Annotated in this window: 21 protein-coding genes and 2 pseudogenes; 9 read left to right on the forward strand and 14 right to left on the reverse strand. The window is 45.7% G+C overall.

The features are described from left to right. The first annotated feature begins 16 nt into the window (after positions 1 to 16). Positions 17 to 1,312 carry an ATP-binding protein gene (locus NFR88_RS05980; protein ID WP_251614203.1) on the forward strand — a complete coding sequence of 432 codons (1,296 nt, stop codon included), beginning with the start codon at positions 17 to 19 and terminating at the stop codon, positions 1,310 to 1,312. A gap of 468 nt (positions 1,313 to 1,780) precedes the next feature. Here the strand turns inward: NFR88_RS05980 and NFR88_RS05985 are convergent, their stop codons facing one another. From NFR88_RS05985 to NFR88_RS15170, 9 genes and pseudogenes are all read right to left on the reverse strand, one after another. After that, positions 1,781 to 2,197, reverse strand: a complete 417-nt coding sequence (locus NFR88_RS05985) for an aspartate carbamoyltransferase regulatory subunit (RefSeq protein WP_160201628.1) — start codon at positions 2,195 to 2,197, stop codon at positions 1,781 to 1,783. Between the two features lie 31 nt (positions 2,198 to 2,228). Next, the gene (gene pyrB, locus NFR88_RS05990; protein WP_160201629.1) at positions 2,229 to 3,158 is read right to left on the reverse strand and encodes an aspartate carbamoyltransferase; all 930 of its coding nucleotides are present in this window, start codon (positions 3,156 to 3,158) and stop codon (positions 2,229 to 2,231) included. Continuing rightward, positions 3,159 to 3,797 carry an orotate phosphoribosyltransferase gene (pyrE, locus tag NFR88_RS05995; protein WP_251614206.1) on the reverse strand — a complete coding sequence of 213 codons (639 nt, stop codon included), beginning with the start codon at positions 3,795 to 3,797 and terminating at the stop codon, positions 3,159 to 3,161. A gap of 34 nt (positions 3,798 to 3,831) precedes the next feature. Beyond that, complete coding sequence (gene pyrF / locus NFR88_RS06000) at positions 3,832 to 4,530, reverse strand: orotidine-5'-phosphate decarboxylase (protein ID WP_160201631.1); 699 nt, start codon at positions 4,528 to 4,530, stop codon at positions 3,832 to 3,834. A 191-nt stretch (positions 4,531 to 4,721) separates the two neighbouring features. Continuing rightward, on the reverse strand, positions 4,722 to 5,633 hold the full coding sequence (locus tag NFR88_RS06005; protein WP_251614209.1) for a dihydroorotate dehydrogenase: 912 nt from the start codon (positions 5,631 to 5,633) through the stop codon (positions 4,722 to 4,724). Next, complete coding sequence (locus tag NFR88_RS06010; RefSeq protein ID WP_251614212.1) at positions 5,627 to 6,355, reverse strand: dihydroorotate dehydrogenase electron transfer subunit; 729 nt, start codon at positions 6,353 to 6,355, stop codon at positions 5,627 to 5,629. The genes NFR88_RS06005 and NFR88_RS06010 overlap by 7 nt, the downstream gene beginning before the upstream one ends. Continuing rightward, the gene (locus NFR88_RS06015) at positions 6,336 to 7,616 is read right to left on the reverse strand and encodes a dihydroorotase (protein WP_251614214.1); all 1,281 of its coding nucleotides are present in this window, start codon (positions 7,614 to 7,616) and stop codon (positions 6,336 to 6,338) included. Before NFR88_RS06015 ends, NFR88_RS06010 begins: the two co-directional genes overlap by 20 nt. A gap of 85 nt (positions 7,617 to 7,701) precedes the next feature. Then, complete coding sequence (locus NFR88_RS06020) at positions 7,702 to 8,358, reverse strand: CvpA family protein (RefSeq protein WP_251614216.1); 657 nt, start codon at positions 8,356 to 8,358, stop codon at positions 7,702 to 7,704. Positions 8,359 to 8,768: 410 nt separating this feature from the next. Then, positions 8,769 to 8,942 (reverse strand): annotated as a pseudogene (locus NFR88_RS15170) (ArsR/SmtB family transcription factor); the annotation flags it as partial. Positions 8,943 to 9,136: 194 nt separating this feature from the next. Between NFR88_RS15170 and NFR88_RS06025 the strand changes: the two are divergent. The 8 genes from NFR88_RS06025 to NFR88_RS06060 all read left to right on the forward strand — a co-directional run bounded on the left by NFR88_RS06025 (position 9,137) and on the right by NFR88_RS06060 (position 16,850). Then, a complete protein-coding gene (locus NFR88_RS06025) occupies positions 9,137 to 9,979 on the forward strand; it encodes a hypothetical protein (RefSeq protein WP_251614218.1) in 843 nt (280 codons plus the stop codon). A gap of 138 nt (positions 9,980 to 10,117) precedes the next feature. Further along, entirely contained in the window at positions 10,118 to 10,594 is a 477-nt protein-coding gene (gene tadA, locus NFR88_RS06030; protein ID WP_201759546.1) for a tRNA adenosine(34) deaminase TadA, read from the forward strand. After that, entirely contained in the window at positions 10,591 to 11,469 is an 879-nt protein-coding gene (locus NFR88_RS06035) for an Ig-like domain-containing protein (RefSeq protein WP_161908615.1), read from the forward strand. The genes tadA and NFR88_RS06035 overlap by 4 nt, the downstream gene beginning before the upstream one ends. 53 nt (positions 11,470 to 11,522) lie before the next feature. Next, complete coding sequence (gene ispE, locus NFR88_RS06040) at positions 11,523 to 12,467, forward strand: 4-(cytidine 5'-diphospho)-2-C-methyl-D-erythritol kinase (RefSeq protein WP_251614220.1); 945 nt, start codon at positions 11,523 to 11,525, stop codon at positions 12,465 to 12,467. A gap of 14 nt (positions 12,468 to 12,481) precedes the next feature. Next, positions 12,482 to 13,150, forward strand: coding sequence for a GntR family transcriptional regulator (locus NFR88_RS06045; protein ID WP_161908613.1), 669 nt, complete (start codon positions 12,482 to 12,484; stop codon positions 13,148 to 13,150). A 154-nt stretch (positions 13,151 to 13,304) separates the two neighbouring features. Further along, positions 13,305 to 14,933: a LysM peptidoglycan-binding domain-containing protein gene (locus tag NFR88_RS06050; protein ID WP_251614222.1), complete on the forward strand. Its 1,629-nt coding sequence runs from the start codon at positions 13,305 to 13,307 to the stop codon at positions 14,931 to 14,933. 55 nt (positions 14,934 to 14,988) lie between these two features. Continuing rightward, the gene (locus tag NFR88_RS06055) at positions 14,989 to 15,558 is read left to right on the forward strand and encodes a stage II sporulation protein R (protein WP_251614224.1); all 570 of its coding nucleotides are present in this window, start codon (positions 14,989 to 14,991) and stop codon (positions 15,556 to 15,558) included. Between the two features lie 104 nt (positions 15,559 to 15,662). Further along, the gene (locus NFR88_RS06060; protein ID WP_251614227.1) at positions 15,663 to 16,850 is read left to right on the forward strand and encodes a metal-dependent hydrolase family protein; all 1,188 of its coding nucleotides are present in this window, start codon (positions 15,663 to 15,665) and stop codon (positions 16,848 to 16,850) included. A 56-nt stretch (positions 16,851 to 16,906) separates the two neighbouring features. Here the strand turns inward: NFR88_RS06060 and proC are convergent, their stop codons facing one another. The 5 genes and pseudogenes from proC to NFR88_RS06085 form a co-directional block, all read right to left on the reverse strand. Next, a complete protein-coding gene (proC, locus tag NFR88_RS06065) occupies positions 16,907 to 17,701 on the reverse strand; it encodes a pyrroline-5-carboxylate reductase (RefSeq protein WP_160201643.1) in 795 nt (264 codons plus the stop codon). A gap of 651 nt (positions 17,702 to 18,352) precedes the next feature. Beyond that, positions 18,353 to 18,746 (reverse strand): annotated as a pseudogene (locus tag NFR88_RS15205) (D-alanyl-D-alanine carboxypeptidase family protein); the annotation flags it as partial. Between the two features lie 192 nt (positions 18,747 to 18,938). After that, complete coding sequence (gene vanG, locus NFR88_RS06075) at positions 18,939 to 19,988, reverse strand: D-alanine--D-serine ligase VanG (RefSeq protein ID WP_251614233.1); 1,050 nt, start codon at positions 19,986 to 19,988, stop codon at positions 18,939 to 18,941. Positions 19,989 to 19,991: 3 nt separating this feature from the next. Then, positions 19,992 to 20,813, reverse strand: coding sequence for a glycopeptide resistance accessory protein VanW (gene vanW, locus NFR88_RS06080; RefSeq protein ID WP_161908609.1), 822 nt, complete (start codon positions 20,811 to 20,813; stop codon positions 19,992 to 19,994). Positions 20,814 to 20,950: 137 nt separating this feature from the next. Next, on the reverse strand, positions 20,951 to 21,994 hold the full coding sequence (locus NFR88_RS06085; RefSeq protein WP_371874448.1) for a sensor histidine kinase: 1,044 nt from the start codon (positions 21,992 to 21,994) through the stop codon (positions 20,951 to 20,953). Positions 21,995 to 21,996 lie beyond the last annotated feature (2 nt).

Genomic DNA, 21,996 nt, shown 5'->3' on the forward strand with positions numbered 1-21,996 from the left:
AAGGGAGGGTTATTCTATGGATAGAAAGATTACGAAATTTTTGGAGGAGTGGAAGGAAAGCCAACACCGCAAACCTCTTATTTTACAGGGGGCAAGGCAGGTTGGTAAGACCTATTCGATTTTAGAGTTTGGTCGTACTTACTATGAGAATGTGGTGTATTTTAACTTTGAAACGAATCCTGCGTTGAATAAGACTTTTGAAGAGAATATCAGTCCTGATTATCTTATACCGATATTATCTCATATTGCAAGTCAGACGATTATCAGAGAGAAAACGCTGATTGTTTTTGATGAGGTGCAGCTTTGCGAAAGGGCGTTGACTTCACTGAAGTACTTTTGCGAGGATGCACCAGATTATCATATCATTGTGGCAGGTAGTCTGCTGGGCGTAGCGGTCAATAGAGCCAGCTTTTCTTTTCCTGTTGGCAAGGTGGATATGAAAACCTTGTATCCGATGGATATGGAGGAATTTATGCTTGCTATGGGCGAGGATTCACTTGTAGAGCAAATTAAGAAGTCCTTTGCTTCTGATACGCCACTGCCGTCAGCATTTCATGATACGGCGATGAAACTCTATCGCCAGTATCTGGTTGTAGGTGGTATGCCAGAATGTGTGATGCAGTTTGCAAACACAAGGGACTATGTCCTTGTTCGTCATATACAGGATACAATTCTTGCAAGTTATCTGAATGACATGAGCAAATATAACAATCTAAATGAAATAAAAAAAACGAGGCTTGCCTATGACAATATTACTGTGCAGCTTTCAAAGAAAAATACTCGTTTTCAGTATAAGCTCGTAAAAAAAGGCGGGCGCGCTTCAGAGTTTGAAAATGCTATTGAGTGGCTTTGTCTGTCAGGTATCGTGTCACGGATTTACAAGGTAGAGCAGATTAAAAAGCCCCTTGAGAATTATCGCGACATTGACTCGTTCAAAATATATGTGTCGGACTTGGGACTGCTTTGTGCGAAAAAAGATTTAACCGCGGATGATATTCTCTACATGACATCAGAAATTAATGACTTTAAAGGCGGCATGACCGAAAATTATGTCAATGTACAGCTTGCAATAAATGGATATAATACGTATTATTGGATGTCCGAAAGAGGCGCAGAAATTGACTTTGTCATTCAGCGTGATGGCAAGCTGATTCCTGTTGAGGTCAAGTCTGCTGATAATACGAAAGCGAAAAGTTTAAAGGTCTACATGGAGACTTATAAGCCGGCTTATGCAATCAAGCTTTCTGCGAAGAATTTTGGCTTTGAGGATGGAAAAAAGACGGTGCCGCTTTATGCAGCATTTTGCATTTGATTTAAAATAGGATGTGCTAGGTGAAAAAACAGCAGCCAGGGAAATTCTTTTGGCTGCTGTTTTGGTTTGCGCGCCATGGGCGCGCTCTAACGGGTGAAAGACCCGAACACGCCTAGGCAACGAGGAAGTGTATAGCTGAACAGCAAGGGTGTCCATCGTGAGATGGAATCTGAAGGAAGCTGTAGGCAAACCCTTGGTCCGACGGACAAGAAAATATAAACCGCCGCCAGTCCGCAGGGTGGAGATACCAAAACCTGAGGGTGCCATAACAGCTAGATACAAAAGGCAATAAGCAACAAGAGATTAGCCGAATATGGGCTAATCTCTATGCTGGACTATTACACCGCAAGGTGTGTTACACGTTAAGTTGGTTGAACCGACGTGTACCGAATGGTACGCACGGTGGTGTGAAAGGCCGGAAATTTCTCAATTAGAGAAATTTTCTCCTACTCAATCTATAATTTTTGGTTATTTACTTTCTGCATCGCAGTATACGCATCTGTAAACCTGCTTTTCTTTGTCGACCAGTTTAAATTTATGTACGATTTCCTGCTCAATGGAAGTGATACATCTAGGGTTTTTACACTTGATTACATCGGTCAGAGTTTCCGGCAGTTCCAGATGTTTCTTCTCGAACAGTTTACCGTCTTTTACGATGTTGACGGTGATGTTGTCGTCAACGTAACCCAGAACATCAAAATCCAGATCGATCAGCTGGTCGATTTTGATGATGTCCTTTTTGCCGTATTTGGAGCTGTCTGCATTCTGAATGATTGCAACACAGTTGTTAATTTTGTCCAGTCTGAGCAGCTCGTAAATCTGCATGCTCTTTCCTGCTTTGATATGATCCAGTACGATACCGGTGCTTACGCCATCTATATTCATAAGTAATTCCTCTCTTTCTTTATTGCTTTAATTATGCTTCTCTCTTAATTCCCAGTAAGTAAAGAATCAGAGCCATTCTAATATGTTTTCCGCACAGTGCCTGGAAGAAGTAAGCCGCTCTCGGATCATCGTCAACCTCAACAGAGATTTCGTTTACTCTTGGCAGTGGGTGCATGATGGTCAAATCTTCTTTTGCAGCCTGCAGTTTTTCTAAATCCAGAATGTAGCTGTCCTTCAATCTGATATAGTCTTCTTCGTTGAAGAAACGTTCTCTCTGTACACGGGTCATGTACAGAATGTCTAGCTCTTCCATAGCGTCTTCCAGTCTTTCAACTTCTTTCCATTTTGCGCCGGCTTTGTCCATGGATTCCTTCACGTAGTCAGGTACCTGCAGTTCCTGCGGGGAGATGAGAACGAAGCTGACGTTTTCGTATCTCAGCATTGCTTCGATGAGGGAGTGTACGGTTCTTCCGAATTTTAAGTCGCCGCAAAGACCTACCGTCATGTTGCCCAGTCTGCCTTTTTTTCTCTTGATGGTCAAAAGGTCGGTCAGGGTCTGGGTCGGATGGAAGTGACCACCGTCGCCGCCGTTGATGATAGGTACGGTAGTTCTCTGTGCAGCTACAATCGGCGCACCTTCTTTTGGATGGCGCATTGCGATGATGTCTGCATAGCAGCCGACAGTTCTGATAGTGTCGCTTACGCTTTCGCCTTTTGCTGCGGAGCTGGAGCTTGCTTCAGAGAATCCTAGCACGCTGCCGCCCAGTTCAAGCATTGCAGCTTCAAAGCTGAGTCTGGTTCTGGTGCTCGGTTCAAAGAACAAGGTCGCCAGTTTCTTGTGTGCGCAGATGTCTTCGTATGCAGCATGGTTTTCCACAATGTCATCAGCCACACGAATTAGCTCATCGATTTCTTCGATGGTGAAGTCGGTAATGTTGATAAGATTTTTAATTTTGTTCATTTATTTGTCTCCCTTCATCCAACCTTCATCAGAAGGATTGTCTCTAAACTTTAAGATTCTCTCTTTATCAGAAGCCTTGATATAGCCTGTGTCAGCAGCGACTTCTACCAAAGCGTCAAGGTCACATAAGCTTACGTTTTTTACGTTGTGCTCCGCAAATCTGTCTAGACCCTTTTTCATGCCGTAGGTGAAAATGCTGGCAATACCCAGAACATCAGCGCCCGCAGCACGAAGGACTTCTACAGTATCTACTGCAGAGCCGCCTGTGGAGACCAGATCTTCCACGACAACAACTTTCTGACCCGGAAGGAGTTTTCCTTCAATCTGGTTAGTTCTTCCGTGGTCCTTGGCGGAACCTCTGACATAGCCCATAGGAATGTTCATCAGGTGACCGACGATTGCAGCGTGGGCAATGCCTGCGGTGCTGGTGCCCATGACAACTTCGCACTCGGAAAAGTGCTCTTTGATGGTGGCAACCAGTCCTTCTTCTACCTTAATTCTTACCTCTGGTGCGGTCAGGGTCAGTCTGTTGTCACAGTAAATCGGACTCTTAATGCCGCTTGCCCAGGTGAAAGGTTCTTCTGGTCTTAGGAAAACTGCCTCGATGGACAGAAGCCCTTTTGCGATATCTGTTTTCATAAAAAGTTCCTCCAATCTATATATAAAAAATGTATTAGCCTATAAATTCTCTGCATACGCGTTCGTAAGCCGCTACTGGATCATCTGCCTTGGTAATGGGTCTTCCTACGACGATATAGTCGCTTCCCAGTTCCTTTGCCTTTTCCGGTGTGGTGACTCTGACCTGATCGCCTTTATCACCATCGGCAAAGCGCACGCCCGGGGTTACGGTGAGAAAAGATTCCCTGCAAGCCTGATGAATTTTGCCGGATTCCAAAGGAGAGCAGACAACGCCGTCAAGACCAGCTTCTTTTGCGTTTTGTGCATATTTGGTTACCACTTCGTCAAGGGGCGCATCGATGAGCAGCTCCTTTTGCATTCTTTCCTGGCTGGTGGAAGTCAGCTGCGTCACTGCGATGAGCAATGGGCGACTGCCGTCTTCTCTGGTTAAGCCACGGAGCGCAGCTTCCATCATGTCTTTAGTGCCGGCAGCGTGCAGGTTACACATGTCTACATCCAGCTTGGATAAAGCTGCCATAGCTTTCTCCACAGTATTTGGAATGTCGTGCAGCTTCAGATCCAGAAAAATCTGATGCCCTCTATCCTTGATTTCCTTTACGATGGCAGGTCCTTCGCTGTAGAAAAGTTCCATGCCGATCTTTACATAAGGCTTTCTGCCTGTGAACTTGTCTAAAAATGACAGCGTATCTTCCTTTGACGGAAAGTCGCAAGCGATGATTACATCTTTACCCATAATATTCCTCCTATCTTAACCGAAATCTGAAAAAAGTTGATTTTATGTATAAATTTTCGTCTGTTTTAGTCCCGTTTCAGCTGAATTTTATACATTTTATTGAGAAAATCTTGATTTCGGTTAACTTTTCGCGTTTTTGTTATACTTAAATTCAAGTTATTTGCGATATAAGTTAAAATTCTATATTCGTCTTATTTGACACAGCCTATAATATCTGCCAGCTTTTCAATGCCCAGTTCTTCGCAGACAGAAGGCAGCTCTTCGATGATTTCTTTGCAGGCAAACGGATTGACAAGGTTTGCCGCGCCGACTTGCACTGCTGTTGCTCCAGCCATCATCATTTCGATAACATCACGGGCAGAGCTTACGCCGCCCATGCCGATGACCGGAATATTGACTGCATTTGCAACCTGATAGACCATGCGAACTGCAACCGGAAAGATTGCCGGACCGGAAAAACCGCCCATTTTGTTGGCGATAACAGGTTTTCTTCTATTGATATCGATACGCATGCCAAGCAGCGTGTTGATCAGGCTGATGCCGTCTGCTCCTGCGTCTTCGCAGGCCTTTGCAATGGATACGATGTCGGTTACATTTGGACTCAATTTAATGTAGACCGGTTTGGTTGTGACAGCTTTCACGGCTCGGGTTACTTCCGCAGCGCTTTCAGGCAAAACTCCGTATGCCATGCCGCCGTTGTGGACATTAGGGCAGCTGACGTTGACTTCGATGATGCCAACCTGCGGCTGTTTGTCCATGGCTTTAGCACATGCTACATATTCGTCCAGAGAAAATCCGCTGATGTTGGCGATTAGGGGTTTGTGATAGAGTTTGGCAAGCTCCGGCAGCTCCTTTTCGCACACCGCATCAAGTCCTGGATTTTGCAGACCAACTGAGTTGATCAGACCGGAAGGACACTCCGCAATGCGGGGCAGCGGATTGCCGAGGCGGGCGTCTTTGGTGGTACCTTTAAAAGAAATAGAGCCGAGGATATCGAGGTCGTAAAGCTCCGAAAACTCCTTGCCGTAGCCGAAGGTACCGCTGGCAGGAATGACAGGATTATCAAGGGTGATACCGCTTAAGGTTACTTTTAAGTCTACCATTTGATTTCCTCCTTATATAAAATCGGTCCGTCTTTGCAAATGCGCTTGTAGCCGTATTTTGTCTCGCAGGTACAGCCCATGCAGGCGCCGAATCCGCAAGCCATTCTCGCTTCAAAGCTGAACTGTCCGTCTGGCGCAAGGTCGTAAACCGCCTTTAACATCGGCTCAGGACCGCAGGTATATACATAATCAAATTCCAGATTTTTCATGGCATCTGTGACAAAGCCTTTGATGCCGAAAGAGCCGTCTGCTGTGGTGATGATAGGCTCGATTCCCAGTTTGCGGAACTTTTCTGTAAGGATGATATCGCTCTCTGTGTTGAAACCAATCACAACCTTTGGGGTAACACCTTGTTTTACCAGGCTTGCGGCAAGTCCGTAAAGAGGCGGCACGCCGATACCACCGCCCACCAGAAGGGGCTGTTGTTTGCAGTAGGAAGTGTCAAATCCGTTGCCAAGAGGCAGCAGCACGTCAAATTCGTCACCTGCTGCAGACTGGGCCAAAGATTTGGTTCCCTGACCGACCACCTTGAAAATGATGGTGACAGAAGTCTTATCCCAGCAGCAGATAGAAATTGGTCTCCGAAGATAAAAGCCGTCCAGCTTGATATTGAGAAATTGCCCCGGCATAGTGATTTTACTGCAGTCACCGGTTAAGGTCATAGCATAAATGTCGTTTTGAATTTGGCTGATACTGCTTACTTTAAGCGTTTGTCTCATCATATACGATTTCTCCTTCCACCAGGGTCATCACTACTTTTCCATAGACCTCCCAGTCCGTAAACGGAGTGGCTTTGCCCATGCTGACGAAGTCGCTCGGATCGATGGAAAAGTGTCTGTTTAAATCTATTACGGTAAGGTCGGCAGGTGCGCCGTCTTCGATTACTCCGCCTTCAAAACCGAAGCGTCTTCTTGGATTTATGCTCATCACCTCGATGAGTTTTTCCAGGGAAATGATGCCTTTCTTTACCAGATGTGTATATAAAATCGGAAAGCTGGTTTCAAGACCTACGATACCGAAGGCGCTGCCTGCCAGTCCCTTGGATTTTTCTTCTTCGCTGTGGGGTGCATGGTCGGTGGCAATCATGTCGATGGTGCCGTCACAAAGCCCTTCAATCAGAGCATCACGATCGGCCGCAGCGCGCAGAGGGGGATTCATCTTGAAGCGTCCATCCTCCTGTAAGTCTGCGTCGCAAAGGACCAGATAGTGGGGACCTGTTTCACAGGTCACATCGACGCCCCGTGCTTTTGCGGCTCTGATGATGTCAACGGTTTCCTTTGTGGAAATATGGCAGACGTGATAAGATGCGCCGGTCTTTTCTGCCAGCCGCACGTCGCGTTCCACCTGACCCCATTCGCTTTCGGAGCAGATCCCCTTGTGATTGTGTGCCTTTGCATACTCGCCATCATGAATGTAGCCGCCGTAAAGAAGCGTTTCGTCTTCGCAGTGAGCGACGATCAGCTTGCCCAGCTCTTTGGCTTTTTCCATGGCTTCTTCCATCAAATCACCGGTCTGTACGCCTTTACCGTCATCGGAAAAAGCGCAGACATAAGGCGCCATGGCTTCCATATCTGAAAGAGCGCTGCGCCCGTCCTGATTCTGGGTAATGGTTCCGTAAGGAATGGTTTTCACTTTTGCGTCTTTTTCGATAATAGAAAGCTGCGGCTGCAGAGACTCCATATCGGAAGGAACCGGTTTTAGGTTCGGCATTGGGCAGACACAGGTATAGCCGCCTTTTGCAGCAGCCGCCGTACCGCTTGCAATCGTTTCCTTATAAAAAAATCCGGGTTCGCGTAAATGTACATGTACATCGGTGAAACCCGGAATGATAATACGGTCTGTGCAGTCAATGATACTGCTTGCGTGGTCTGTATCGAAAGTATCTGTGGAGCTGACAAAAACTTTTCCATTGGAAACAAAAACGTCTTTTTTCTCAAACCCGAGAGGTGTCAAAACCATACCATTTTTTAACAAAGTCGTCATGTATTTGCTCCTTTTCTCAATATTAATCCTTATTTTTGCTCAAATCTTCAATATATTAGCATAGAATCAGAATACTGTCAATGGGCTAAGAGAAAAAATCTCGCACTAAAATCAGCAGCATATTATCGTCGTAGAGTATGCTCGCTGCATAGGAATTTTCCATGGCCTTTGTGATGGTCTCTGAAAGGTCGGGGACTATCAGACTCAGCACCGGCACTAGTACTGCAAAGCCTAGAAGCAGCAGAATCAGTCCTCTTGCGATACCGAAGAGAAAGCCGAGAAATCCATCAAGAAATCCAGTGATTCCTTCGTTGTATCTGCGGGACAAAAGCCGTACCAGTCCAAAGCAGATCAGCTTGATGAGGAATACCACAGAGAGGAAGCCGATGACTGTCATCAGCGATGAAGTGATAGATGCAGCGGTATCCTCTGCAAGAATCGCAGTGCCGTCATCAATCCAGTCATGGAATAAATCCGGCAGCGCCAGGTAAGCGCTGCTTTCATTGACCGTAGTTTGGATATGGGAAAGAATACCATTGTGAATGATATCATCCAGCTCTGTGTATTCCATGAGAAAGCTTTTCGCTGTGCCGCACAGAATAAATCCGAGAATCACGCATACAAACCACTGCATAAAACTGACTACAGTCAGTGCAAAACCCCTGCGGGCGCCAAGCGCTGTTGAGAGTACGATAATTCCCAGTGCGATAATATCTATAATAAGTCCTGAACCTGTTGACATAATATCCTTTTCCCCGTGAAAATTTTATCTTATTTTTTTGTGCTCACCGTGGGAGCGTAAATTTGACTATTGCATAATCTCTTGTTTCGTGGTATATTGATGTCAAGAGGAAACCGTTGAAAACGGTTGACCGGGGTTAAAAGATAACCGCTTGAGTCTGCGAAACTATCGGCGGTTATTTTTTATTTCCCCGAATCATTTCTATCAATGTAATTACCATTAAGATGATTACTAGAATTTCATAGGATGAAATAGTATCACCTCCCATTTGTACAATTCGGATTTTTCACCGTATATGTAGCAGCAACGGAAGGTCAACCGCTTTCTTAGTTCGTCCTCTTGACTATTTGATTATACCATGCCTTGTCCCTACGGACAAGGTTCTTTGTTTTTTTGATTGCCGTGGAAACTCAGTAATTAAGATATCGTAAAAGCCGTTGCTCTATCCCATAGAATTTGTCTTTTCGCAGTTGGTAGTAAACGTATTTCCTAACCTTTTGTGTTGTGACAAAACCACCTTCTTTCAGCTGTTTCAGATGAAGTGAAACCGTAGTTGGAGACAGAGAAAGTATTTCTGCCAGTTCCTTGGTCGCTGCTTCTAATCAGTATTGGATATTTCATGTGGAAATAGTGTAAAAAGAAAATAGGAAACTTGAACTGGGCTTGCATATTTATGCGGCCCTTTTCCGTTTTCGTATATTTTGCGTTGGGTTAGGTATGAAGAGAAACCTTCCGCATATATTTAGTGGTAAGAAAGTAGAAGCAGGGGAGTAATGCTATGTCAGATTACAGAAAATTTATCATAGAAGTAAGACGGGCACATAGGGGTTTTAGATTATGGAAAAGAGGGATGGATGCTGCGAACTGCATCGTAGAAACTTACAAAAACAAGCGGTCTGTTTATTTTGCGGTTTCTAACCTGCTTCCGTCAGATGTGCTCATGCGGGAGTACAATAAGGAATATCATTTGCTGCTAATCGGTGTAGATGAGGGCGAGCTGATCCATAAAGACTTTGGGGTGTTTCATGTAAATTCTGCGGGAGAGGGAAGCCTTTTTAAGAAGTTTACGGGGCCCTCCATTGAGTGCTACACCCATTGCCTTCTTGTAACCCTATCTAAAGAGGACGGCTCTACAGAGACGGTTTTCAGCGGAACTATGCCATTTTATCAGCCGGCAGCAGATGTTAGCACAGAAGCGCCTAGCGAGGATTGTGATGAGGGCGAACAAGGCTGGGAAAGTATTTTTTCTTGTTTTTGTGAAGCGGATGCTGTGGAAATCTTCGATAGACAGAGAGATGAAACAGGCGCAAGGTGGTGCAGAATCAGTCAAATTGACCAGCTGCCTCAGTCGCTTGCTGCCTGCAGCGACTGCATTGAGCGCTATGGACACTATACAATTGGAAAATATGAAGACCGCTGGTTTGTCGGCGTGCCGGGCAGATTTTTGCAAAAAGAGCAGCCTTGCAGAGAGCAGGGATGTTTTCTGTTGTGGCAGCCTATTCGCGGCGGCGAAAAGTACTTTAGCGACTTATCAGAACTGACAGGAAAGCTGCAGGAGGAAATCTTCGGATACTGGATTGGAGGTATTGATAAAAAGAGCGGCGAGGTTTTGCCGCTGTGATTTTGAAAAAGGAATGCGCTTTTTGCCGATATAACCTGTTTGGCAGAGGCGCTTTTTAATATACATTCATACATGCACGCAAATCAATACAAAAAACTGTTGAATACTGTATGGAATTGTGGTAACATTGAAAGGTATATGAATAAGTTTATGAGAGAGGCTCTAAAGGAGGCGCAGAAAGCCTTTGAGCTGGGGGAAGTGCCCATCGGGGCGGTCATTGTAAAAGATGAGCAGGTTATTGCAAGAGGTCACAATTTAACGGAAACCAGCAAGGATCCTACAGCCCATGCGGAGATGATTGCAATTCGCCGGGCAGCAGAGGCGCTGGGCGGCTGGAGGCTTCTTGGCTGCAGCCTTTACGTTACAGCTGAGCCTTGTACTATGTGTGCGGGCGCCATGATTTGGGCGCGTATAGAGAATCTGTACATCGGTACCATGGATCCAAAGGCGGGAGCTTGCGGTTCGGTTTTCAATGTACCGGCAGAAACGCGGCTGAATCACAGAATTCATGTAGAAACAGGCATTATGGAAGACCAGTGCGCACAGCTTTTGCGACAGTTTTTCAGCCAGCTTAGACATAGAAAGAAAAAGAACAAATCGGAGGAACAAACATGAAAAGAATAGGCGCAATTGTATGCCTTGCAGCATTGACGATAATGATGACTGCTTCCGTATGCTTCGGAGCACAGTCCCAGAAGCTGGAGATTGTGGACATGTATCCGGAAGACGGGCAGAAGAACACCAGTATTGAGAATATGAGTGTGAAGCTGCACTTTAATAACGAGATGGGTAATGAAGCCTCTGCAAAGGCTAACGCAAAAGCTTTCAGCATTACAGATGATGAGGGAAAACAGATTCCAATCAGAATCTTTTATAACCCAAAAGATTCCAAAGAAGTTATGGTACTGGCAGATACAGTAAAACTGAACGATAACGGACAGAGACTGAAGGACAATACCAAATACACTTTGCATATTTCAGGAGATGTAACAGATAACGATGGAAATGCGCTCGGAACAGATCAGACGGTGTCTTTCACCACACTGAATCAGGGTCAGAACACGAAAGTTTACATGATAATGATGGTTATCATGTTCGGGGGCATGTTCTTCTTTACGTCCAGACAGGCGAAGAGACAGATGGCAAAACAGGAAGAAGAGGTCGGAAGAGAAGAACCGTTTAACCCATACAAAGAAGCAAAGAAGACCGGTAAATCCGTACAGGAAGTTATCGCTGCTCACGAGAAAGAGGTAGCAAAGAGAGAAGCTAAGGCAGCAAAGAAAGCGAAGAGAGCCGCAAGTGACGAAGACGAAGATGACTACTACGAAGAAGAGAGCGGCAACTATAAGGTAAAAGGGCCTAGACCGATTTCCGCAGGCGGCAGTAGCTATGTTACCGGAAGGAAAGCTTTGGCAGAGGAAAGACTTGCAGAAGAAGAGAGACTTGCAAAGAGAAGAGCTGCCAACAGCAAAAAGAAGAAAAAGAAATAACTGCGAATACGAAATGAGCGGAATTCCGCTCATTTTGCGCATTGGAAATAGATATGAGAGAAATAAAGATACGTTCTTTTGCAAAAATCAATCTGTCCATTGATATTACTGGTGTTTTGGAAAGCGGTATGCATCAGGTGGACATGATTATGCACCAGCTTTCTTTTCACGACGATGTAGTAGTTAAGTATGCGCCGATGAAGAAAAAGCGGCGTGGAGAGTTTGACATTCGTGTTTCGACTAACCGCTACTATATCCCCACCGACGAAAGAAATCTGGCATATAAAGCGGTACAGGTGATGATGGAGGCCTATGGCAGGCGGGTGCCTGGCGGGAGAGTGGAAGTCCATATTTTTAAGCGAATTCCGGTAGCTGCAGGGCTTGCAGGAGGCAGCGGAAATGGAGCTGCTGTTTTACATGGTCTGAACCAGCTCTGGAAGCTGGGGCTTTCTTTGGAAAGGCTTTGTGAACTTGGAGCAATGCTGGGCTCGGATGTGCCATTTTGTGTCATGGGGCAGGCGGCAATGAACTTCGATATACCGAAGAAAGTTAGGAGAAGTCCTTTGGCGGCAACCTGTGGCAGGGCAACGGGAACCGGAACAGAGATTGTACCGCTGCCAGGAATTCGGAAAGCCCTGGTTATTGCAAAACCACCTATCGGTGTTTCAACAAAGGAAGTGTATGGCGGCATTGACGGCTGCAGGATTGAGAAAAGACCCGATAACGATGCACTGACGACAGCTCTTAAGCAGAAAGACTGCGGACAGATTTATGCCAACTGTATCAACGTTTTGGAAAACTACACACTGCGGGCTTATCCCAAGGTGCAGGAGTTAAAGGATATATTGCAGGCAGATTCCCGTGTTGAATTGGCGCTGATGAGCGGCAGCGGGCCGACCGTGTTTGCTATGTGCAGAACCATTGCGGATGCCAAGGTGGTGTGTGAGAATTTGCGGCAAGAGGGTTATGAGGCTTACTGGACAAAGACAATCAAGTGAAGTAGGAGAAAGATATGTTAAATTTTGATTTACAGAACCATAGACCATTAAGAGAAATCGTTTATGAGCAGCTGAAAATGCAGATTTTGCGCGGTAAAATTGTACCGGGAACCCGGATGATGGAGGTTGAGCTGGCTGACGAAATGGGTGTCAGCAGAACGCCGGTAAGAGAAGCCATCCGGAAACTGGAAAAGGAAGGGCTGGTAACGATTGAACCCAGAAAGGGAGCCTATGCCTCGGATATTTCCCTAAGGGATATGGTAGACACACTGGAAGTTCGTGAGGATTTGGAAGGATTAGCTGCGGCGCTGGCGGCAGAGCGGATGACTGACGAACAGATTCAGGAGCTGACAGAGATTTCTAAGAAATACAGAGAAGCGGTTAAGAACAGTGAAACCGAAAAGATGATTAGCTATGATGAACAGTTTCATAGATACATTGTAGCCTGTAGCGGAAACAAAACTCTGCTGCAGATTAGCGGAACGGTGCAGGAATTGGCGCTGCGTTTCAGATATCTTTACTATGATGATTTTTCCAGATATGAATTTATGCCGGTAGAACACCAGCGCATTATCGACGCAATTTCAAGCCATAATGTGGAAGACGCAAGAAGCATGGCTGATGTTCATGTAAAGAAATTGAAAGAATTCGTCATTCGCGAGGGCGAAGAGGAATTCAAATAATGACGGCTCTCAGAGCCTTTATACTTGAGAGACCCAGAAGAGTCGGAGTAATCCGGCTCTTTTTCGCTGGAGCAATTCTTCTAATCGGGCAGTTCTTTTTTTCTTCCGGTCAGCATAGAGTTTTAGCAGGAATCATTTTGAAGGGAGAAGAACTATGACTTACGAAAAGGATATACCGGAATACGCCCTGCAGCCGGCAAAAGCGCCGAAAACCGTTCCGGCAGAAGCCATCTATCATACACAGAAAATTACCTATCCGGCGGAGGAGCAAACGGTTACTTATGAGTTTGAAGAGGACATTTTAGTGCCGGATACGAAACCGGATATGCGGGAAATACTTTTGATGGACGCAGGATGTGACATTATGCCTACTGAGAAAAAAGTATCTCCCAAGACCGATGATCTTCTGAACATTACAGGAACGCTTACAATTCAGACCATATATGCTGCAGAGTCAGAGGAAAAAGAACCCATTTCTATTACCTCAAAAGTACCGTACAAATACCAGTGGAGCCTGAACCCGATAGCGCAGGCAGAAGGTGTGTTTGGATGTCAGGTAAAAAATCTGGATTACATGATTGTCAACGAGAGAAAGTTTCGTGTAAAAATTACGCTGGAATTTACAGGACAGCTGTTTTGTCAGAGAGAGTTTCAGTTTTTTGACGGGCTGAAGGATGAATCGCTGGAAACAAAACGGACTCAGGTTTCCATGACCTGTCTGGAACTGACAAAGAAAGATGAAGTCACCATTGACGAAACCTTTAAGGGAAAAGATAGTTCACTGCGTCCAGAATATATCTTAAAGCAGGACTTTGCTATTACGGAAAACTACCGCCAGGTAACGACAGAGAAAGTTGTTATCAATGGATTTATTTTCTGCAGCCTGTTGTACTGCGCGCAAAGCGAAGAAGAGGGCAGCGGTTCTGTGATTTGTCAGCATAATCAGCGAATTGAATTCACACAGTTTGTGGCAATTGATAAAGAGCAAAGAGGAAAGAACTGGACTGCGGTAAAGACTTCTTTTTCAGGTAAGAACCTGACTGTTTCCATTGACCGTGGAGAAGAGGGAGAAGATGAGGCACAGTTTAGAATCAAGGGAGATGTACAGACACGAGTAGAACTTTATGAAATGCGGCAAAAGGATATCATTGTAGATGCCTATCATTTGGACAAAAATTTCCAGTTTCAAAAGGCTAAGGAGCAGGTGTCTAATCTTGCCGGAGAAGCGATGGCGGAAACAGAAGTCCGGGAGATTATCAGCCTGCCAGAAGGAATAAAAGCTGCGGAGACAGTATACTGCACCGGCACTGTGCAGGAGTGCAGCTGCAGTCTGGAACGGGGCAGAATTATAGCGACAGGAAGTATCGCCTGCTGTGCGCTATGGAAAGATCAGGACGGAGATTACCGCAGTACGAAAGTTATCGCAGACTTTCGCGGTACAATGGATATGGAAAAAGCGCAGGTTACGCAAAAAGCCAGCTGCAGACCGGTGGTAAAAAGCGCATGGGTGGAACTGATTAATGAAAAGCAGATTGAAATCAATTGTACTGTTTCTCTTTGCGCAGCCCTCTATGACGATGATGAAATGGCACTTCTCAATCAGCCATGTTTTATGGAGAAGTCAACAGAAAAGCAATATCCGATGGTCATTGTAACATTAAAAAAAGATGAAACTCTGTGGGATTTAGCAAAACGTTACAAAACTACGCAGGCTCATATCAGAGACGCAAATCAGCTGGAAGAAGAGCCGACAGAAGGAAAAAGGCTGTTAATTATCAAATAAATGTTTAGATTTCAGATTTCTGTCCATACTCGAAGATAGAACGGAGGTAAATAGGATGGAAAGAATGAAATCAATACTGAATTTAAGGTTGACACGACTGCAGCGGGAGATTTTGCTTTTGCTGGCGCTGCTTTTAATCTGTACTGGGGTGGGGATTTACTACATAAATCATACGCCCAATGAACACCCGGGGATGATTCGCCTTCACGTGGTAGCCAATAGCGATTCAAAAGCGGATCAGGCGCTGAAGCTAAAAGTAAGAAATGAAATCCTGAAGTTTATGGACGGTCAGGAGACACTTGATGATGCCAGAGCGTATCTGAATGCAAATCTAGATACCATTGAAGAGATTGCTGAGGAGGTTATCGCAGCAAATGGGTTTGATTACCCTGCACGCGCAAACTTAAAAGTAACTTTTATTCCAGAAAAAAGCTATGAGGATTTGACTTTGCCTGCAGGAAATTATGAAGCACTGAAGGTAACTCTTGGCAGAGGAGACGGTCAGAACTGGTGGTGCGTGATCTTTCCGCAGCTGTGCCTGGTTGGCGAAGAGAACGGTACCGAAAAACTAGTTCTTAAATCAAAAGTAAAAGAGATTATGAAAGCTACTGAAACCGAAAGGTGAGGTAGCTTTTGCTTTAACGGAGAAGAGGATAGAATGCTGATAGACTTGTTTCCGTTTTTGTGCTAAAATAAAATCAGTATAGGAGATATCGGAGGTACGAACTTATGTTAGTATTAAAAAATGCGCGTCTGATTCCTGAACTGACAGAGGGGTATGACGACAAATGTGCAGACGTTGTCATTGACGGCACTGAAATTTTAGACATCAAGCCGGCAGGCAGCGTCAGTGCAGCAGAGGACAAAGTCATTGACCTGAAAGGAAAGACTCTGATGCCTGGTCTCATTGAAGGACATCTGCACCTTGACCTTTGCGGGAAGAATACTTTTGAAGAAAACGTAGAACCGGATTCTTACCGCGTTATGCGCTGTTTGCAGCTGGCACAGGACAACTTAAGAAAAGGGTACACCACAGTGCGCGATGTAGGCGATAGAAATAATATTACAATCGGTCTTGCAAGAGCTGTAAACGAAGGCATGGTGGTAGGTCCGGATATTTTGACCAGCGGTGTGATAATTTCCCCAACAGAAAGAGGCAATGAATTTTTCGGCACCATGTATGCCGAATGTGATTCTCCTGCGGAATTTACAAAGGCAGTTCGCCGCCAGTATCAGCTTGGCGCTGACTGGATTAAGATTATGGGTACCGGGGCAGTAATGAATCCGGGAGGGGAACCTGGCATGCCGATTATTTACGAGGAAGAACTTGCAGCAGCCTGCACAGCAGCTGACTATGTGGGTCTTCCTGTTGCAGTACACTGTCACGGAACTGAAGCCATCAAGATGTGCATTCGCTGTGGCGTAAGAACTGTAGAACATTCCTCTATCATGGACGATGAATGTATCGAAATGTACACGAAGACTAATCGCTCTTTCCCGATGCCGACCTTGTCACCGATGGTAAACTTCCTGGAGTTTCCGGAAGGAAAGCCAAAGCACTACGTCGAGAAAGCTGAAAGATTGCTCGAAACTTTGTTGCATGGCGCTAACGCATATAAGAAGAATAACATTAAGATCGGCTGGGCGACTGATGCAGGTGTTTATACAGGCAGCCACGGCAATGGTCTTTATGAGTTCCGCGTCAGAGTCAATATGGCAGGTTTTACACCGCTTGAGACCTTGATTCAGGCGACTAAGAATAACGCTGAGATTTTGATGATTGACGATAAAGTCGGCACAATTAAGTGCGGAAAGCGTGCAAATCTGGTTGTCTTCGATGGAAATCCTGATGAGGATATCGAAGTCCTCGATAAAGTGTCAATGGTAATCAAGGCAGGAGAAATTGTAAATTTATAAAGCAAAGAAAAAGGCGGTTTCAAAGTAAAACGAAACCGCCTGCTTTTTTTGAAGTGTTATAAAGTTTCGATTGCGTCTACCGCGTCAATAACTGCGCTGCGAAGCCCCCTGCGCTCCAAAGCAGTAACGCCGACGATGGTGGTGCCACCCGGAGAGCAAACGCCGTCTTTCAGTACGCCAGGGTGCATGCTGGAGGAAACCAGCATTTTTCCGGTTCCGACAATCATCTGACTTGCCAGCTGATAAGCAAGATCGCGGGACAGTCCATGAAGCACACCTGCGTCCCCAAGAGCCTCAACAAACAAGGCGGTTAGCGCAGGGCCACAGCCCGCAATGGTACCTGCAATACTGAACTGAGATGGCGCAACGGATTTTACCAGACTGATGGTTTCTAAAAGTGTCTTGACAAAAGCAAATTCATCTTCGGTTAAAGTGTGGGCATTTTCTGCGATAAAAATGCCTTCGCCGGTGGAAACCGGTGTATTTGGAATGGTACTCAGATGATGAGTACCCGGCAGAAATTTTTCATAATCATCACTGAGCATACCTGCGGCAACTGAAATCAGAATTTTGCCCTGCAGCTTTTTGCAAATGGGAGCAGTGACTGGTTCAACCATATTTGGCTTTACTGCAATAAAAATGATATCACTTTTTTCAGCTACTTCCTCTGCACTGTGGCAAGGGGAAATGCCTCTTTTTCTAGCGTTGCAGCACAGCTTTTCGTAGCTGCCGCCGCAGGCACAAATCTGGTCTGGCCGCAGCGCTCCTTTATATAAAAATCCGTCGGTGATGGCTTGCGCCATATTCCCAAAACCGATAAAACCTAAGTTGATTTTGTTCTGTGTTAGCATACTCTATTGTCTCCTTTGTCAAATCAAGCCATGATGGGAAACATCTGCAGTGTTGAGCCAGTCAATCAGGGTTTGCTTATTTGTATTGTCGATTATTTCAGGTCATTATCTTTCATAAACTCTACCATCTTTGGATAACGGGCTACAGAATCATTATACTTCCCTTGTGTTAGATAATACTTTATCATAGAATCAGAGAAAAAACAAGCTTTGCGGCAGAATGGAAGCTCATGTGTGTAGTGCATAAATTTAGAAAAAACCCTGAAAATATGCACAACATCTTGAAAAAATGTGCATATTTTTAGAGCTTTTTCGCAAAATATGTAGATTTAGTCTGAAAAAGGCAGTTAAATCGAAGAGAAAAGTCGATTATAACTGCCTTTTCTGCATATAATTAGAGATTTTCTGGAAAATATGCACGACATTGTGCATATTTGTGGCATTCTCATGAAAAATATGCACATCGCACCGAAGCCGCCAATCGAAAGGGCGCCTACTCCCATACAGTCATGATACAACCATCCACATTGTTTCCGGAAATTTCGGTAATGATGCCGGCGGTCTCATGGCTAGCCTCGTTTGTCTCACTAAAGAAAACTGATATTTCTTTGTCTCCGCGTCGCAGAAGCATAGGATGACAATAAGTGAATCGGTGCAGATAATCGATATATTCTTCCAGACAGAAATTCATTTCCTCCATGATTTCTGAGTGAGGATATCCCACGTAGCGGAAATGCCAAGGCTCGCAGGCAATACCGGTGATATGCTCTTTTTCGGCGGTGTACCGCTGGATAAAGCCGTATCGGCTGGCAGTCTTGCGGAATTCAGCGCAGATTCCGATGTCAGGAAAATCCGGACAAATAAAATCAATTTTCGGCGCTTTTTTTGCGAGGTCGATGGCAAGACCGTTCTGGTGCTCACTGCAGCCCGGCTTTGCTACGTACTTTGCGGTGAAGGCAGCGCCGTTTTCTGCAAGGGAATCTTGGTAAATCTGCATTTGCTCAGAATAGGGTCTGTAGCCGCTGACCGGGACGATTTCATCACCTGCGCCGATTGCCCGAAGCAGCTGTAAAAGGCAGGCAGCAGCGCGGCGCTCCATGGTAACGGCAGGATAATTTTCCAGAATTGGAACGCAGCAGGGCTGCGCGCTTTGCTGCAGCGGGTGGTCGTGATTGACTAAAATCAGGTTGCCGCCAAAGGCCTGCATTCTTTCTGTCATGATAAACACCTCCTGCTTTTACACCTGCAGCGCCAGTGAAATCAACTGCTGCACGATATCGGTATAGGAAAGCCCCACGCCTTTTAGCATATTTGGATAGCGACTCATTGCGGTGAAGCCGGGAATGGTATTAACTTCATTGAATACAATTTCACCCTCCGGTGTGAGGAACATATCCACTCTGGCAAAGCCTCTGCAGCCTAAAGCTCTGTAGACGGCAGCGGCAGCCTCCTGAATTCGCAGTTCTGTAGCAGAATCAATGCGGGCAGGCATATAGATGGTGGAAGTTTCCTGGGTGTATTTTTCGGTGTAATCAAAGAATCCGCCGGAAAGTTCAATTTCATCGACCCGACCTAAGGTCAGGCGTGAATCGCCCAGCACCGCACAGCCTACTTCAAAGCCGTCGATATTTTCTTCGATGATGATTTCACTATCATAGGAAAATGCCAGTTCCGCAGCGTCAGCCAGAGCGGACGGCGATTCGACCTTGGTGATACCGAAGGAAGAACCGGCACGCAGTGGTTTTACGAAGAGCGGATAGGTTAGAGTCGAAACTGCTGCGGCAAGTTCTGCTGCAGAAGGTTTTTTGTAGAAATAGGCGGCTTTTGGCGCGTTTACGCCGGCAGCCTCAGCAAGCAGATGGGCGCGGTGTTTATCCATGCAGAGCGCAGAGGACATGATATCGCAGCCAACTACAGGGATCCCGGCGAGCTGCGCTAGACCCTGCACGCTGCCGTCTTCTCCGTTACGACCATGAAGTACAGGAAACACTGCGTCAAGATAAATCGTAGAAATGCCATCTTTGTCCACTTCGCAAAGACCGTGGACTTTCCGGTCCGGTGAAATAAAAGCGCTTCGGCACTGGCTTTCGTGTTCATACCAGGTATCGTTCAAAATGGCTTCGTATTCCCCAAGATAGCGAAGCCATTTGCCGTCCTTTGTGATTCCCACGGCGATGATCTTATACTGATCGGTATTGATGTGATTCAAAACAGCATAAGCGGATTTCAGCGATACTGGATACTCCGGAGAACAGCCTCCGAATAAAACTGCAATATTCTTTTTCATATATTAAACCCCTTCCTTGATTTCGATGTGCTGCGGCAGCGGATAGCCGATGACGCAGTGATTATGGTAAAGAATTTCCTCTGACTCGCACCCCGTAAAGCAGCTGCGTTTTTTTCTCGCTACATCCGCTTCCTGATAGAGAACACCGCCTTTTCGGATATAGTCGCAGGAAGTGTTGTAGACCTTGTAGTCGTAGCACTTTTCACTTTCGCTTCGCACTGCGCCTATGATGTCGTCACCTTCAAAGGTAACGGAGATTTGAAAAGCATGGCAGGTATCATTTTTTACCTTTAAGTCCAGCCAGCCTTCGGCGATGGTAGCGTCGATTCCGGCAAGTTCATTTGGATCAGCCGGTGGAATGGACTCGGTGCCGTGGCCGTGCCGCTCCGTTACGGTCAGAGGCGTGTGAAGAAAGACCCAATAGAGCAGGTTGCTCAGCTGACAAAGACCGCCGCCGTACTCACCGGTGGTTTTTCCGTTGGACAGGCTGAGACCCTCCAGATAAGGCTCGTCTTTGTCGGCATCTTTGATAGCGTAGCAGAGGGAAAAGCATTCTCCTGGCTTAATGACAATACCGTCTACCTTGGCTGCAGCTAACTTCAGGTTGTGCACCTTATTGTATTGGTACTGAATGTCGTAGCCGCTGTGCGTGTTGATCATCATTGCACGGCTTTTAAAAATTTCATAGGGCAGCTGCTTTTTCTGCTGCGTTCTTGTATAGATATTTCTTGATAGACGCATTCCCGTGTAAAAAAACAGCTTTCGCTGATACTGACGCAAGGGCAGCAGCCACGGAAAAGCTTCTGTCAGTCGTTTTCTTGCCATGGTAACCTCCTCATAAAAACTCATGAAAAAACCACAATCCTTTGTTACGATTCAATCATAACAGGATTGTGGTTTTGAATCTTATAGACCTTCTAATGAGTGACTAACCATTTTTAAACGATTTTCTTACAAATTTCTCACAGGGGTAGGGCTACCTCAAAGCGAATGATATCGTTTTCGCTGAACGCGGTGATGGTGCCGCCGTGAAGCTCTACGATTTCTTTTGCGATAGCAAGACCCAGACCGGCGCCGCCGCTTCTTGTTGAACGAGAGGTATCCAGCCGGTAGAACTGCTCGAAAAGTCGCGTCAGCTTTTCTTCGGAAATCGTGTCGCCATAATTCTCAAAGGTGAGAAGCACATGGGGAGATGGTAGTTTTTCTACCTTTGCAGTAATGCGGATTGGGCTGTTCTCAAAGCTGTAGTTGACTGCGTTTCTTAGCAGATTATCGAAAACCCGCTGCAGCTTGTCAGGGTCGCAGCGAAGCATGATACTGTCTTCTGACTGCAGCTGCGTTGTCAGATGTTTGGCATCCAGCATAGGCTGAAACTCATAAATCAACTGATTCAGCATGAGAGACAGGTTAATCTGTCTTTTTTCTAAAGAGATATGAGACAGATTAAATCTGGTAATATCAAAAAATTCGTTAATTAAGTCGTCCAGTCGTTCCGCTTTATTCAGTGCGATATCCATGTAGCGCTCTCTCATTTCCTCGGAAATCTGCGGCTCATCTCGAAGCAGGGTTAGGTAGCCGATGACAGATGTAATGGGTGTCTTCAAATCGTGAGCCAGATAGGTGACCAGATCGTTCTTTCTCTGCTCGGCCTCTCTGGCGGCTCGCTGATTGTTCATGGAAGAGAGTTTCAGTTGGTTCAGCTGACCTTCAAGTTCGGAAAGCTGGGGTGAAAGCTCCACCAGACTATCGTCCTGCCGGTTGACCGTCTCAGCTGCATCGACCAGTTCCTGAAAAAATCGGAAAGGCTTAAACCAGTAGTGGAAGAATATCACGACAAGCCCAATGCCATAGTAGGCAAACGCAACGAGAAGCAGATGCTGCTGCAGGTTCATAGCCAGTCTGTAAAGAGGCTCATCTCCCTGCCATGTAAACATAGCAAAGGCAAAGGTGGACAGAATGTAAATGCCGATTCCGCTGAAAAGCAGAAGGATTGCGGCAGCAATCATTT

Source organism: Senimuribacter intestinalis (assembly GCF_943192965.1).
Classification (GTDB): domain Bacteria; phylum Bacillota; class Clostridia; order Peptostreptococcales; family Anaerovoracaceae; genus Senimuribacter; species Senimuribacter intestinalis.

Coding starts and splice junctions, on each gene's coding strand:
- NFR88_RS05980 (WP_251614203.1), top strand. CDS start 17: ATGGATAGAAAGATTACGAAATTTTTGGAGGAGTGGAAGGAAAGCCAA.
- NFR88_RS05985 (WP_160201628.1), bottom strand. CDS start 2,197: ATGAATATAGATGGCGTAAGCACCGGTATCGTACTGGATCATATCAAA.
- pyrB (WP_160201629.1), bottom strand. CDS start 3,158: ATGAACAAAATTAAAAATCTTATCAACATTACCGACTTCACCATCGAA.
- pyrE (WP_251614206.1), bottom strand. CDS start 3,797: ATGAAAACAGATATCGCAAAAGGGCTTCTGTCCATCGAGGCAGTTTTC.
- pyrF (WP_160201631.1), bottom strand. CDS start 4,530: ATGGGTAAAGATGTAATCATCGCTTGCGACTTTCCGTCAAAGGAAGAT.
- NFR88_RS06005 (WP_251614209.1), bottom strand. CDS start 5,633: ATGGTAGACTTAAAAGTAACCTTAAGCGGTATCACCCTTGATAATCCT.
- NFR88_RS06010 (WP_251614212.1), bottom strand. CDS start 6,355: ATGATGAGACAAACGCTTAAAGTAAGCAGTATCAGCCAAATTCAAAAC.
- NFR88_RS06015 (WP_251614214.1), bottom strand. CDS start 7,616: ATGACGACTTTGTTAAAAAATGGTATGGTTTTGACACCTCTCGGGTTT.
- NFR88_RS06020 (WP_251614216.1), bottom strand. CDS start 8,358: ATGTCAACAGGTTCAGGACTTATTATAGATATTATCGCACTGGGAATT.
- NFR88_RS06025 (WP_251614218.1), top strand. CDS start 9,137: ATGTCAGATTACAGAAAATTTATCATAGAAGTAAGACGGGCACATAGG.
- tadA (WP_201759546.1), top strand. CDS start 10,118: ATGAATAAGTTTATGAGAGAGGCTCTAAAGGAGGCGCAGAAAGCCTTT.
- NFR88_RS06035 (WP_161908615.1), top strand. CDS start 10,591: ATGAAAAGAATAGGCGCAATTGTATGCCTTGCAGCATTGACGATAATG.
- ispE (WP_251614220.1), top strand. CDS start 11,523: ATGAGAGAAATAAAGATACGTTCTTTTGCAAAAATCAATCTGTCCATT.
- NFR88_RS06045 (WP_161908613.1), top strand. CDS start 12,482: ATGTTAAATTTTGATTTACAGAACCATAGACCATTAAGAGAAATCGTT.
- NFR88_RS06050 (WP_251614222.1), top strand. CDS start 13,305: ATGACTTACGAAAAGGATATACCGGAATACGCCCTGCAGCCGGCAAAA.
- NFR88_RS06055 (WP_251614224.1), top strand. CDS start 14,989: ATGGAAAGAATGAAATCAATACTGAATTTAAGGTTGACACGACTGCAG.
- NFR88_RS06060 (WP_251614227.1), top strand. CDS start 15,663: ATGTTAGTATTAAAAAATGCGCGTCTGATTCCTGAACTGACAGAGGGG.
- proC (WP_160201643.1), bottom strand. CDS start 17,701: ATGCTAACACAGAACAAAATCAACTTAGGTTTTATCGGTTTTGGGAAT.
- vanG (WP_251614233.1), bottom strand. CDS start 19,988: ATGAAAAAGAATATTGCAGTTTTATTCGGAGGCTGTTCTCCGGAGTAT.
- vanW (WP_161908609.1), bottom strand. CDS start 20,813: ATGGCAAGAAAACGACTGACAGAAGCTTTTCCGTGGCTGCTGCCCTTG.
- NFR88_RS06085 (WP_371874448.1), bottom strand. CDS start 21,994: ATGATTGCTGCCGCAATCCTTCTGCTTTTCAGCGGAATCGGCATTTAC.